We start from the raw sequence: 15,407 nt of genomic DNA, 5'->3' as shown, positions 1-15,407 counted from the left end.
GCAGGAACTAACGAACAAAAAGCCACTCTAACCTGGACAGAAACAGGTTACCTTCCCAACCCTGAACGTCAAGCTCAACTAGTTCCTAATACATTATGGGGAGCTTTCACGGACATGCGCGCGTTGCATCAGTTAATGAGCATAAGCGCTACAGGTTTAGAACACGAACGTGGTCTTTGGGGAGCTGCTATTACAGACTTCCTACACAGAAAAAAAAAAACAACAAGCAAGAAATATCGTCACGTTGGTTTTGGCTATGCTGTAGGTGCTAACGTACAAACACCAACCGAAGATCTATTTTCTTTAGCTTTTTGTCAGCTATTTGATCATGATAAAGATTATGTAGTATCTAAAAACCGTACGCATGTGTATGCGGGTTCCTTGTTCTTTGAACATTTTCATATGCTACATCCTCAAGCCTACTTTATTAAAGCAGGCTCGAAATTCCCCTCTTCATTCTTAGCAAAATTCCCTGAAAGTATTCCCATGATTTTCAATGTAGTGTTTAGCTACAGCCATGCTGAAAATGATATGAAAACACGCTACACAAAGCATTATTCTCCTAAGCCTCTTACATATCCAGAGGTTAAAGGTAGCTGGGGAACTAACTGTTTTGCTGGTGAGATTAGCGGAAGCTTCCCTATGGAGCTTCCTGATTCCTACATCTTTGAGAAATTTGTTCCTTTCATGAAGGTACAAATGATCTATGGTGAGCAGGAGAGTTTCCAAGAACCTACAAGTGAAGGACGTTCTTTTGAAAATAACCATCTTGTGAACTTAGCTTTACCTATCGGAGTGAAGTTTGAAAATGTATCTTCAAATAACAAAGATACTTTCGATCTTACACTTGCCTATTCTCCAGATGTCTATAGGGATAATCCCCACTGTGCAACTTCTCTAGTTGTTACAGGAGCTGCTTGGGAAACAAAAGCCGTCAACTTAGCTCGGCATGCTTTTGTAATTCGTGCTGCTAATAACTTTACCTATTCAGAACATGTAGAGTTATTTGGACACGGTGGATTCGATCTTCGTGGATCTGCATATAGCTACAACTTTGATCTTGGTGGAAAAGTCCGCTTCTAAGATTTTTTATATTCCCTGCTTAGATTAAGCAGGGAATATTCCCCGTATTTTCCACATCAATATGTAGCAACTCTTGCTTTATTTTCGGCTTTCACCTATGTCATATAGAGCCGCAAAATATGCAGGGAATACTAATGAAAAACTCTATTTATGGGGTTTTACTGTTTTCCTCTTTTGCCTTATCCATTGCTACCGAACTTCTTGCAGACGCCGATACTGTCAACATTGCATCTGGATTCAACGGCTCCTCTAGTGAAACTTTCAATATTAAACAAACAGATAATGCTGACGGAACTACATACAGTCTAACTAACCCGATTTCCTTTTTAAATGTAAGCAATTTAAATCCAGCAAACACAAGCTGCTTTGCTAATTCTGATGGAGACCTTACCTTTACGGGGAACCGTCGACTTTTCTATTTCAATAATATCGTATCAACAGCAAAAGGTGCTGCCATTAGCACTACTGCAGATGCTAAGACTCTCACCATATCGGGATGTTTGAGATTAATTTTCCATATGTGCCCTAGAGAAGAAACAGGGAACGGGGCGATTTATTCAAATAGCTCCATGTTAATGGAGAACAATCTTGAAGGCAGCTTTGGATATAATAAATCTTCAGGGAACGGGAGTGTTATTTGTTGCGAAAAAAGCACCTCTGCAGGTGCAACATCACCTACACTAACAATACAAAATAATGGCGAGCTTATCTTTTTAGGTAATTTATCCTCAGCTTCTGGAGGAGCAATTTATGCAGAAAAAATGCTCCTATCTACTGGAGGAAACACCTTATTTCAAGCTAATGTTACTAGAGATAATGGCGGAGCTATTAACATTGCCGCAAATGGAGAAATTAGCCTATCTGCAGATAAGGGAGATCTGACTTTTGAAAGAAATATTGCATTAAAAAACAATCAAATCATTCGTAACGCTATTCATCTAGAAGATGGAGCAAAGTTTCTTCAGCTACGTGCCGCTAAGAATAAGTCTATATATTTCTATGACCCGATTACCACTACAGGAGATATAGCTGATCGCTTAATTATCAATGCCCCAAATGGCGCTACTCCTTATGAAGGGACAATTGTATTTGCCTTAGGAGAATCTTATATAGATTCACCCATTTCTAAACTCACATCATTCTCTCAAGATCTCACTTTGGCAGCAGGATCTCTAATCTTAAAAGAAGAAGTATATGTAAAAGCTAAATCTTTCGAGCAAAATCCAAATTCCCTACTCTTGATGTTCCCAGGAACTAAGTTACAAACCACCAATAATATCTCGATAAAAAATCTTCATTTAGATCTTACAGATATAGTAAAGGCTCCTGCAATACTAACTGCAACTGCGGATGCTGCTGCTATTGATATCCGTGGTCCCTTAGTCATGCATATCGATGATGAGATCTTTTACAATCAGGAAGCTTTGGCCAACACGTTATCTTTCGAATGTTTAAATGTTGGCGCACAACGTTTAGACAATATCATTATTGATGACATTCCTGAAACTCCTATGATCACAATGAAAACTCATCGTGGATACCAAGGGAAATGGACGATTTCTTGGGAAGAACAACCCGAAATTGTCATTGGTAACGTTGCATTACAACCTAATAAAAAGATGTCCTTAGTTTGGAAACCCTCTGGATATATTCCTTTTGTAGGGGGAACCGGAGAGTTTACCTCCTCCTTAGTTCCTAATAGCTTATGGAATCTCTTCTTAGATACACGCTTTGCTCAACAAGCTATAGAAACCAACGCTCAATCATCAGGCAATAACCTTTGGATTTCATCACTTACTAATTCTGTCCGCAAAGGCTCCACTGATAATAACCATGGATTTCGTCATAAGAGTTCGGGATACATTGCAGGAGGAAAAATACATACTCCTCAAAATGATATATTTAGCATAGGAATCTGTCAGCTATTTGGAAGATCTAAAGACTTTGGATCTTCAAGATCTAAAGATAAATTCTTTTCAGGGTCTTTTTATGCTCAGCATTCTAGATACTTACTCCCCATTATGCGATTCCTTTCAGGAACATCAACATATAAACCGAGATTCTTACTGAAAATCTCCAAAGATTTTCCCATCAACTTTGATGCTCTCATAAGCTATAGCTATGGTAGAAATCATATGACAGTAAAATACTCTGATCGCACACAAACAACAAGTTCATGGAATACCTATGGGTATTCTGCCCAGATTGGAAGCTCTTTACCGTTTGCTTTGGATGTCTCCCATACATTTTTCCAATACGTCTCTCCATTTATTAAATTGCATTGGATTTATGCACATCAAGTGCAATTTCAAGAACAAGGAATAAAACGACGCTCTTTTAGTAATAGTAATTTAAAAAATCTCTCATTGCCAATTGGTCTAAAAATCCAAGGACAATCACTACATCGTCTCTCTTATGAACTCACTGGGATGTATATTGCTGATCTATATCGTTGCAATCCTGAGAGTGTGACTTCATTAATCTCCGGAGGCCTACTCCCCTGGACAACAACAGCGACAAATCTTGGTAAACAAGCTGCTCTGTTGCAAGGATCGGGGAACCTCTCCCTTACATCACACATCAATATCTTTGCTCAAGGAACCGTAGAATTTCGACGTTCCTCCTATAGCTACACTATGGATTTTGGCAGCAGGGTGCACTTTTAAACAGTATAAATCCCTGCTATCAGGGATTTTACTTGTAACACCCATTGATACTGAACTCATCTGATTTTTCGAGTAGGCATAACTGCTACGGTTATGCCTACTCTTAAAAGCAGAAAACATTTTTTCCTATAAAACAACAGGGAATGTACTATGAAAAACTCTCTCTACGGGTTTTTAATCTTTTCATCTTTTACCGCATCTATAGCATTTCATAATCATGCAAATGCTGACAATTTACCATCTTCGACGAGTTTCGATGGTTCTACAGGAACTGGGCAACTTACTCCCAAACAAACAACAGCCGCTGGAGGAACTAACTATACACTCACTGGTGATATAATTATCCAACATGTTAAATCAACAACACCAGCAAATACAAGTTGCTTTAAAAATTCTACGGGGGATATCACCTTCACAGGAGCTAACCACTCCTTAATATTCGAAGATATCATTTCCACAGCTCAAGGAGCTGCTATCAGTAACAATACTGATGCGAAAACACTTACAATGTCAGGATTTAACATCTTATCCTTTATTGCTGCCCCAAAAGCAACCACAGGAAATGCGGCTATTTATAGTGTGGCAGCAACAACTATCAAAGAAAATAAGAAGTTAACTTTTGATACAAACCACTCTACAGCAGCAGGCGGAGCTATCCATTGTGCAAAAACAGGAGCAACAGCAGCAACGCTAACTCTTGAAAAAAATGAATCTATGATATTTAGAAATAACTCCTCAGCAACCACAGGAGGTGCTATTTACGCTGAGAAACTTGTCCTTAAAGCTGGCGGAGCTACCCTATTCGAAAATAATCATGCCACGCAAAAAGGCGGGGCGATTTCCATTGTGGGAGCTGGAGAGATTAGCCTATCTGCAGATGATGGAAGTATTATCTTTAAAGGAAATACCATTACTGACGCAGGGAATAAGGTAAATAATGCTATTCACGTAGGAGCTAACGGGAAATTTTTAAAGCTAGAAGCTAAAGAATCTCAGTCTATTCTATTCTATGATCCTGTGGTTGTTGAAGGAACCGCCGCTGATAATTTAGAAATTAATAAAGCTGACGGCGGAACAACCTACACAGGATCTATTATCTTTTCAGGAAGATATATAAAAAGTCCTCACAAAAAAATGAAGCACATTTCTAAATTCACACAGCCGTTAACGCTATCCTCAGGATCTTTGGTTTTAGAAAAAGGCGCACACCTAGAAGCTAAATCTCTAACACAAACTGCAGGATCTAAAGTTATCCTAGACCAAACATCCAGTATAGAAACAAAAGAAAATCTAGATATTAAAGAACTTTGGTTACGTCTTGATGATTTCAAAAATCCTACAGCAGCAAATATCTCTACATCAGGGAATGCTCATACCGTCACGGTCAAAGGCCCTTTAGGGATCTTCTCAGATCAGGAAACCTTCTATGATAATCAATCTCTTGCTCATAATGTAGATCAAGAACTCCTAGTACTTGCTGATAAAGATATAACAAAGATTACCTTAGTAGATATCCCCCAAGCTGTTAGGAAAAATATCGCTTCCCATCGTGGATATCAAGGTGATTGGACTATAGATTGGAAAACGGTTCCAGGTTCTACAAATGCAGGCGTTACAACTTTAGGGACAAAAACAGCAACCGTACATTGGAGACCTACAGGCTACATTCCTTTTGGAGGAGCTCAAGAAATCACCACTCCTTTAGTGGTGAACACTCTATGGGGAAATTTCTCAGATATCCGCAATTTAGAGAGAACTGTAGAATCTTTAGCTACAAATTCTCTATGCTCTGAAGGATTCTGGGCCGCTGGAATTAAAAACTTCCTACATTCTAATAGCTCTGAAAAAAATTATGTCTTCCAACATAACAATACCGGCTATGTCATTGGTATGAATAAACATACGTTATCAGATAATGTATTTTCAGCAGCATTTTCCCAGCTATTTGGCAAAGATAGAGACGACGCTAATGGTCAAGTAGATCATCAAACACTTTCAGGATCTTTTTATGCACATCATATAGGCTCGCTACCTATGCTGCGCTTCCTTTGTGGGGGATCTACAGATTGCCCTCCTGAACTTCAAGCATCTCCGTCTATCCCTGTTATTGTGAATGCTCAGCTAAGTTATAGCCATAGCAACAATCACCTTAAAATAAATCACGCAGACACAACAACAACAACAGGAATGTGGTCTAACTATTCCTTAGCTGCAGAACTAGGATCAACATTTGTCTATACTTTGAGCAAATGTCCCTCCATACTTAAGAACATATCTCCATTTGTCAAACTCCAAGGCGTATATTCTGAACAAAGAAAATTTACAGAAGAAGGGCTACGTCGCTGCTTATTCTCGAGTACATATCTAGCTAATCTAGCTCTTCCCCTAGGGATTAAGATCCATGGAGTATGTCCTAGAGAACTACTTGCCTATGATCTATCCGCTATGTATGTTCATGATGTATTTCGCATCGATCCTGAAAGTATGACACTATTTCTAATTGGAGGCTTAGCTCCTTGGGCTACACAAGCTACCAACTTAGATACCAAAGCTGTGGTTATTCAAGGTTCTGGAAGATTTGCTGTTAGACCAAACATCGAAATTTTCGCAGAAGGCAACTGTGAACTACGCTCCTCATCTCATAGTTATAACTATGATTTTGGTGCTAAAATACATTTCTAGATCTCCCTTACTTCCTGCTCTTTAAGAGCAGGAAGTTTCCCACTCTCCCAGCAAACTCTCTCTGATAAGCTTGAATTTTTTTATTTTTTTATCTATTTCGCGAGACAGTCCCTCATAACCCAAGATACCTTCATGAAACTCTCTGTTTATGGGTTTTTACTCTCGTCGTCCTTGCTATCCACCCACATAGCATTTGCTGAAAACGCCTCAACGTCTCCTTCACCAGGAAAACCGACAAACACTTCCACCCCAGCATTGAAGACAAATACTGAGCTAAATCAAAGTTTTGATGGGGACAAAGATACTCAACCATTTACCACTAAGTCATCGAGTAATGCTGCGGGAACAACTTACAGTGTAAATGCCGATGTATCTTTTAAGAATATTACTTTAGTCACCACAGCAAGTTCTTCTAGTTCATCAAGCGCTGATGGAAATTGCTTTAAAAATACTGCTGGGGACCTAAATTTCTCAGGAGATAACGGCTCACTTACATTTGAAAATATCTCCCTCACTGCACAGGGTGCTGCCATTAGCAACACCGCAGCTGGTAAAATATTACAGTTAACCAATCTCACTAATCTTACTTTCTCAAATTCTCCAGGATCTACTGTGACGGATGGTAAGGGGGCAATTTATTGTGAAGGTTCTGATCTACAGATAATTAATAATGGACACGTTATATTTTCAAACAACCATTCCATAGAAAATGGTGGAGCAGTTTGTTATAAAGTAGCACCTGTTCCTCCACCGCCCCCACCTCCTAGTCCACCACCTACACCACCTCCTGGTACTGGTGGGCTACCTAAAGCTCAAAACACATTCACCTTCGGTGGTAACGATAGTCTAACATTTTTAGGTAACTCGTCAGAAAAAAATGGAGGGGCAATTTACGCACAAAGCCTGGTTATTACTTCCAAGGGCCGGACTTTATTTACTAATAACACAGCCAAAGAGAACGGTGGAGCCATTGCCATTTCTGAAGATGGCAGTATCTCTTTAATAGCCGAATTGGGAGATATTATCTTTGAAGGCAATATAGCAAAGGGAACCCCAAATGCTATAGATATTGGAGCCAAAGCTAAGATCGAACACTTATGTGCTTTAAAAGGCCAATCGATCATTTTCTACGACCCAATTACATCAAATGATTTAGCTGACTCCACAAGCAAATTGACAATCAATGCTCCATTATCACCACCTTCTGGGGGCTCATCTTCTGCTCCAATCACAATTAGATCTGCTACTGTGCTTCCAACAGCACCTAGACTTTATGAAGGTACTATAATCTTCTCGGGTAAACAACAAAATGCTCCGCAGACTAAATTATTAACTACTGCCAACAGCTTAAAACAACCTGTAGAATTAGCTGGCGGGACTTTTATTTTAGAAGATGGAGTTTTATTTTCTGCAAAATCTTTCACACAGACGGATAATAATTCTGTAGTACTACTAGAACAAAATACACAACTACAGGCTTCAGAAAGTATAGAATTAAAAAACTTATGGGTGAGTGTTACTGATGTAAATTCACCAGATTTTGCAAGAGTTAGCACTACGAGAAGCACTGGAACTGTAAAAGTTACAGGAGCTATCACACTTGCTGTTTCTGATCCTACATTTTATGAAAATCCAGATCTTGCTAAGCAATTAGATCGAGAATTTATAAAGTTATCCACAAACGGTGGAACTATCACACTTGAAAATAGTCCTAACACACCTAATCAAGCTATCCCCTCACATCCAGGTTATCAGGGTATATGGCAATTGACCTGGGCAGATGTTCCTCAAGGATCTGGAACTGCCAAAGAAAAAGTAGCGACTTTAGGTTGGCAACCGCAAGGTTACCTCCCTACTGCTGGAGATACAAAAAGCTACACCTCTTTAGTTCCTAATAGCTTATGGGGAATGGTTTCTGATGTTGCCGCTATCCAACGTTTAATTGAAGGAGAAGCAAATTCTGCTCAAGGCAAAGACATCTGGGGTGCAGGATTATCTAACTTCTTAAAAGGCAAGAAAACAGATAAGAATCGCAAGTTCAGAAATTTCAGCTCAGGCTATGCCGTAGGAGCAACCTCTCAATCCCTCCATGGTTTTAAATTCAACTTTGGTTTTTGCCAACTATTTGGAAGAGCGAAAGATTACGCAGGAGCAAGAATTCATGAGAAAATTCTTTCAGGATCTTTATATACACAATACGACACAGAGCTATTACCTATTTTAAAACTCCTTGCAGGAACCTCTGTATTCAGACCAAAAATTTTAAAACAGATAACCAATGATTTCCCAGTAACCTTCCAAGCACAATTTGGTTATTTTTATGGAGACAACTCCATGAAAATAAAATATCCCGATGCTACACAAACAAATAGCTCTTGGGAAAACCATTGTTATTCTGGAGATATCGCTACATCTATAGCTATTCCTATACAGAGTAAAGATGGCGTTATCCAAATGGCGTCACCATTTGTAAAAGTACAAAATGTCTACGTATACCAAAAAGGATTCCATGAAAAAGGCTTAAGACGTAGAGCTTTTGATCACACCCATTTGACAAATATCTCTATACCTTTAGGACTGAAAGTTTATGGAGATTCTGCATCTAAAAATCTCCATTACGAACTTTCTGCAGCTTATGTGGGCGATGCTTACCGTCACAATCCTAAAAATACAACAACACCAATTGTAACGAATGTTGTTACCACACCATGGATAACAACTGCTACAAATCTAGAAAGACATGCAGCAAGATTCCAAGCTGGTGGAGATTATGCCCCAACCTCCTATATCCAGCTATTTGCTCAAGGAAGTATCGAACTACGTAAATCTGCAAGAAGCTATCACGCTAATGCTGGTAGCTCTATCCATTTCTGAAGGATTTCCCCTGCTCTATAGTGCAGGGGAAATACATTCACGAAAAAATCTATTTTCCCTAGTCCTTTAGATATAAATATCTTTAGGAAAACATCCCTTATTGATCTTGATTAATTTCAGAAATTTTTCTATGTGAGGAAAGGCTTTTTCTCATTTCCCTCCCCTAAGCAAAAAAACATTCTGAAAATATACTTTTGAAATAACATATGACGCAAAGACCTAATCCATGGATTTTTTGCTGCTGTGCTATGTCTTGTTTGTGTTTTTCACCAGCATACTCTGCTGTGTTAAAGACACTCACCTCTGCGGATAATTTTGACGGCATAAATAACGCGGCTTTTTCGATTAAAACTTCAGACACTGAAGAAGGAACTACCTATATTTTATCCGACGACATTTTGATACAAAATGTTGCGATTACCAAACCTGCAAATACTAGCTGTTTTAAAAACACCAAGGGAGATCTTCTTTTTAACGGAAATAACCGCAGTTTAACATTTAATAAAATCACTACCACAACTGAAGGTAAGATGATTCTTAATTCTGCAGATACTTTCTTTACTATGTCGTGTTTCTCTAAATTGAAATTTTTAGAACCAACCAGCTCAAAAAAAGGGAAAAGTGTAATCAGCTCTAAAGGATCTTTAATGTTTAGATCCAATGACGAGATCCTCTTTACAGGATGTTACTCATCAGATAAGGGAGGAGCGATTTGTTGTATACCTAATCCGGGATCAAAAACAACATCCTCATTATCATTTTATGGAAATCGGAAAATCACCTTCTCTAATAACGTGTCTGTAAACGGTGGCGGGGCGATCTACGCTAAGCAAATGTATCTAACAGCTATGGGCCCTACTAATTTCATGAATAATACAGCTGCGGGGGATGTAAATTCGCGACCTGGTGGCGGAGCTATCGCCATCGCTCCTAACGGAGAGCTTTCTCTATTTGCCGAAGAAGGAGATATTACCTTCACAGGAAATACCACAATAAGAGGTAGTCACCTCGAAAAAAATGCCATTCATTTAGAAAATGATGCTTTTATTAGCTATATAGGAGCTAGAGAAGGAAGACATGTTAAATTCTATGATGCCATTACATCAACTTCTCCCTCCGATATTCCTCTGCTAATTAATCAAATAACAGATGGAAACATATACAAGGGGACGGTTTTATTCTCATCTGGAGAATGCGTTGGGTCATGCTCCTCTTTAGCTTCTATAAACATGTCTAGGATTTCACAAGACATGATATTAGCAGGAGGCACTCTAAACTTAAGTTCAGGAGCAATTCTTTCAATTTTTAATTTCATTCAACGTCCCAATACAACGTTTATTCTAGATCAAAGCACAATGCTTAGAGTGAAGCAAAATGCTGAATTCTTAAATATCACTGTTCCTGTAAAATTGAATCATCTAGATCCTCAACCACAAAACTCAAAAATTAAATTCCGTTCGTTATCGTATCGAGAACCTGGACAAATTTCACTCTTATCAAGAGATAAAAAACTGTCCTTTTCAGGATCAATCAATATCGATATTCAAGATGAAGATTTTTACGAAAATATAGAATTAGCGAATTCCACAAGAATTCCCTTAGTTAAAATTGAAAGTGCAGAATTAGACGATACACGTATAAAAATAGATCATCTGCATGTTCCAACAGATCCTTACGGATATCAAGGATCTTGGAAGCTCGAATGGTTAGAAAAAGCACCGAGACCAATAAATACACGTTCAAGAACGAATGCAGAAAAAATTGCTCACCTTGTCTGGACTCCAAAACATTACCGACCTCGTCTTATTGACTCTCAGGGAAATTCCCTAGTGCCCAATAGCCTATGGAACGCTTTTGTAGACATTCGTGGTATCCATAACCTTATGGATACCATTTCCGATGGCAGCCTATACCGCAATGGACTATGGATTTCAGAAGTTTCTAACTATTTCCATAAAGATCATCATAAAGATAATCGTGGCTTCCGTCATGCTAGTGGGGGTTATGCTTTAGGACTATCACAACAAACTCCCTCTAAAGATATTCTTAGCATAGGCTTTTTCCAGATGTTCGGGGTATCTAAAGATGCCTCTTTAGCAAAAAATCGTGAAAATATCCTCGCAGGATCTCTTTACCTTCAGCATAGTACATCTATAAAACCTATACTAAATTGGTCTCTAGGCAACCTATTTATTCGTCCTGAATTTTTATCGAAGATTTCTTCTGATCTTCCTCTAATTTTAAATGTTCAAGCAACCTACAGCCATAGTAAAAACAAACTCACGATAACACGAAAATCTTCAGAAATTACCCACGGGTATTGGAATACCCATTGTGTAGGTGCTGAATTAGGATCTTCTCTATCTTTTGATTTCCATGAAGAGCATAATATCTTCCATCAGATTCTTCCTTTTATGAATCTTCAAGGTGTCTATGCTTATCAAAGGAAATTTAAAGAAGAGGGAGAGAAAAAACATGAAATTACCAGCAGTAAATTAGGCAATGTCTCCCTACCTATCGGCGTGCGTTTGGAAGGACATAATTCGCGCTGGCCTATTTTCTATTCAACATCTCTAGCCTTCATTGCAGATCTATTCCGCCAAAATCCATGTTCTACAATTACCTCCACCTATGCACCTTTTGCTACATGGAAAACTTCAGGAACAAATCTCTCAAGGCAAGCACTAGCAGCACAATTGTCTATGCATTGTGCAATCTTAGATAATATTACGCTATTTTCAAAATGTTGCGCAGAGATACGCAAATCTTCACAATATTATTCGGGAGATATCGGCAGTCAGTTCCTATTTTAAGACATGGCATCGTAAGAAATTCAGAAACCCTTTTTGTAAAAAAATTCTGAATTTCTTCTATGTTCAATTTGCAACATATTCGAGAAATCTCTCATATAATGATTGTCATCACAGAGAGAAAATCAACAAAAACTCCCATCCACACAACAGATTATCAAACAAGATAAAGCTTTTAATGATAGGTATTTTTCATTTAAACGCTTTCCTATCCTATTGATCTTTTAATACTTTTTATTTATTAGCAAAATCAATCTTGTTGCATCCTCTTGAGCAAATGAAAGCGTCTCTTCGTAAGTTCCTAATTTCAACAACGCTAACACTTCCTTGTTCATTCCAAGCCTTCTCTTTGGAAATTGTAGTTCCTAATGGAACTTATGACGGTAATCTTAGAGACATGTTTCCCTATACGATCACATCAAATGCTGAGGGAACCACGGCGATATTGTCAGGAAATTTGAATCTTTTAAATCTTGACAACTCAATGGTAGCAACACCTTCAAGTTGCTTTTTCAACTCCGCTGGGTCCATGACAATTGTGGGTAAAAACCATAATCTAACATTTACAAACCTTCGCACTTCGGTAAACGGTGCTGCCTTAAGCTCTATTCCGGCAACAACTCCCGAATCGTTCTCTTATACGATTACGGGGATGCATACCCTGTCCTTTTCTAACTGCATAGCCCTGATGGCTCGCACTACACCTCCAAACACTACAGTTAACCCAAAAGGTGGGGCGTTATACTCCAAAGCTCCTGTATTTCTACAAAATATTCAGAATCTGCTATTTAAAAATAACAGTGCTGCAGACAACGGTGGTGCTCTATGGGCACAAATAGTAGGAATTAGCAATATTAAAAAATCCCTGCAGTTTCTTAGCAACGTCGGTGCAAACGGCGGAGCTATCGGTGCATCTCAAAGTCTAGATGTTACACAATGCCCTTCGATTCTTTTCAGATCTAACTCTGCTGAAAAGCTAGGCGGTGCTATTCATTCAGTTGATCCTACAACACCTCCAAACGGCCCTGTGAATACTGTCAGTAGTTTCTCAGGAAACGGTAGCATACAATTTGATGCGAATAATGCAAAATCTGGCGGAGCTATTTATTCAAAAGGGAACATCGACTTCACAAATAACGCACAATTGCTTATGCAGAATAACTCTGCATCTCCTGAAGTTGCTAATAATAATGAAGTATTAGGACAAGGTGGAGCTATTTATTGCACACAGCAAACAGCAAATCCCCCTCCTCCTCCAGCGAATAGCCCTGCATTCACAGGATTAACTATAAGCAATCAAAACGAAATCTTCTTCGCCAATAACTTCGCTGCAACTGCAGGTGGAGCTATTTACGGAGAAAAAGTCAGCATTACTTCCTCAGGGAAAACGGTGTTTACAAACAACATCGCAAAAGATGGCGGAGCTATCTATATTCCTAATGTTGGAGAACTAAGTTTATCTGCTGATTACGGTGATATGATTTTCTATGAAAATCTAAAAAATGATGCCGGTACCATCACTAGAAACGCCGTCACCTTAGAAAAGGGAGCAACCATTAAGTTGCTAGCAGCTTCTGGTGATCATAAGCTCTGTTTTTATGATCCTATTGTGACTAATATTCCAGATGCAGCTCATAGCGATGATAAGAAACTAATTATCAATCAAGATAGAACATCCACGACTCCTTACACAAACTATGTCGGAACCGTGCTATTCTCCGGAGCCCATGTAGATAGTCAAAGCGCGAATACCACAACTAATTTTGAATCAACTATTTATCAAAAAGTGATTCTAGGCGGCGGGAAACTTGTTTTAGCCGATAAAGCAAGTCTGTCTGTTATTTCCTTTGAACAAGAAGCAGATTCTATTCTCTTAATGGATAATGGAACTACTCTTGCAACTACTGAGAACTCTGCAAGTGGTGCAGCACCCGGGGGAGGAGGCACTCCAACTGCTAATAGTGGATCTATTTCAATCCAAGATCTTCATATCAATGTTAGCTCACTTGTAGAAACTGGTGAAGGAGCAAAAATTGATGTAAAAGGTACGAACGGCACTATCACATTAACAGGATATATATCCTTAGATGATCTCTCAGGAACTGCTTACGAAAATCACGACCTCTTCAATAAAGATTCTGTCACTGTCAAGCTTCTCTCTCTTAGCACAAAAGATGATAGTAAAATAACAGAAGGTGCTCTTCAACTCAATCCTAGAGGAGATGCAGAGCCTCAATACGGTTATCAAGGTCATTGGAAACTTTCATGGGATAATGGAACTGATCTTAAAAAGAAAACCCTACAAGCTACTTGGACAAAAACAGGATTTATTCCCAGTCCTGAACGTCAAGCATCTTTAGTTCCTAATAGCTTATGGGGAGCTTTCATAGACCTCCGCTCTATGAATGCCCTAGCCACAGCAAGCTGTGACGGCTTTGGCTACGGTAAGGGATTATGGGTAGCTGGTCTTTCTAATGTCTTCCACCATGATCGCAATAGCGTATCTCATGGTTTCCGTCGTATTAGTGGTGGTTACGTTATTGGAGGAAATTCACAAACAATTTCTGATTCTGTATTTGGAATAGCCTTCTCCCAGGTATTCGGTAAATCTAAAGACTACGTAGTCTCTACAACAAAATCACAAGCCATAGTCGGTAGCGCCTACCTATCAATAAAACATCCATTAACCAACACTATCTTCACATCCTTTGCTGCAAGAATTAACTACAGTCATACTAACGAAGATATGAAAACACGCTATACCTTCATTCCTGAAGAAGATGGCAATTGGGATAATAATTGCTGGTTAGGAGAAGTAGGTGGAAGCTTACCTATTGTTTTGCAAACTACTAAATTACATCTAAATCAATTCGTTCCTTTTGTGAATGTTCAACTTGGCTATGCTGAACATGGATCCTTTAGAGAAAAACTCGCAGAAGCACGATCCTTCTGTTCGTCTCGTTTGATTAACTTAGCGATTCCTTGTGGATTTAAAATTGATAGGCGTTCTCACTCCCATCCGGATTTTTATAGCCTAGCTGTATCCTACGTTCCTGATGTATGGCGAAGGAATCCAGGATGTGACACTTTATTACTTGCAAACGGATTCCGTTGGAAAACGCCAGCAACAAATCTAGATAAACATGGTTTATTGATGCAAGGATCGACACATACAGCTGTGAACAATAATATTGAAATCTTTAGCCATGGTAGTTGCGAACTACGTAAATCCTCACGCAACTACAATATAAATGTAGGAAGTAAATTTCGATTCTAAATACTACTAACGATA

General features: G+C 38.8%; 6 protein-coding genes. All 6 read left to right on the top strand.

Going from position 1 to position 15,407, the window contains the following annotated elements; translation table 11 throughout:
* The first annotated feature begins 114 nt into the window (after positions 1-114).
* On the top strand, positions 115-1,083 hold the full coding sequence (locus C10C_RS05255; protein ID WP_338030589.1) for an autotransporter outer membrane beta-barrel domain-containing protein: 969 nt from the start codon (positions 115-117) through the stop codon (positions 1,081-1,083).
* A gap of 134 nt (positions 1,084-1,217) precedes the next feature.
* Positions 1,218-3,749 carry an autotransporter outer membrane beta-barrel domain-containing protein gene (locus tag C10C_RS01460; protein WP_174222220.1) on the top strand — a complete coding sequence of 844 codons (2,532 nt, stop codon included), beginning with the start codon at positions 1,218-1,220 and terminating at the stop codon, positions 3,747-3,749.
* A gap of 150 nt (positions 3,750-3,899) precedes the next feature.
* Positions 3,900-6,431 carry a polymorphic outer membrane protein middle domain-containing protein gene (locus C10C_RS01455; protein ID WP_117274035.1) on the top strand — a complete coding sequence of 844 codons (2,532 nt, stop codon included), beginning with the start codon at positions 3,900-3,902 and terminating at the stop codon, positions 6,429-6,431.
* Positions 6,432-6,563: 132 nt separating this feature from the next.
* On the top strand, positions 6,564-9,305 hold the full coding sequence (locus C10C_RS01450; RefSeq protein WP_117274032.1) for an autotransporter domain-containing protein: 2,742 nt from the start codon (positions 6,564-6,566) through the stop codon (positions 9,303-9,305).
* Between the two features lie 206 nt (positions 9,306-9,511).
* A complete protein-coding gene (locus C10C_RS01445; RefSeq protein WP_117274030.1) occupies positions 9,512-12,118 on the top strand; it encodes a polymorphic outer membrane protein middle domain-containing protein in 2,607 nt (868 codons plus the stop codon).
* A 274-nt stretch (positions 12,119-12,392) separates the two neighbouring features.
* Positions 12,393-15,392 (top strand): polymorphic outer membrane protein middle domain-containing protein, encoded by a 3,000-nt coding sequence (locus tag C10C_RS01440; protein WP_117274028.1) that lies wholly within the window; start codon positions 12,393-12,395, stop codon positions 15,390-15,392.
* The last annotated feature ends 15 nt before the right edge of the window (positions 15,393-15,407 follow it).

The sequence above is a fragment of the Chlamydia poikilotherma genome, assembly GCF_900239975.1.
In the GTDB taxonomy this organism is placed as follows: domain Bacteria; phylum Chlamydiota; class Chlamydiia; order Chlamydiales; family Chlamydiaceae; genus Chlamydia; species Chlamydia poikilotherma.
Note: the sequence above shows the minus strand (reverse complement) of the source record. Positions and strands in the feature narration are given on the sequence as shown.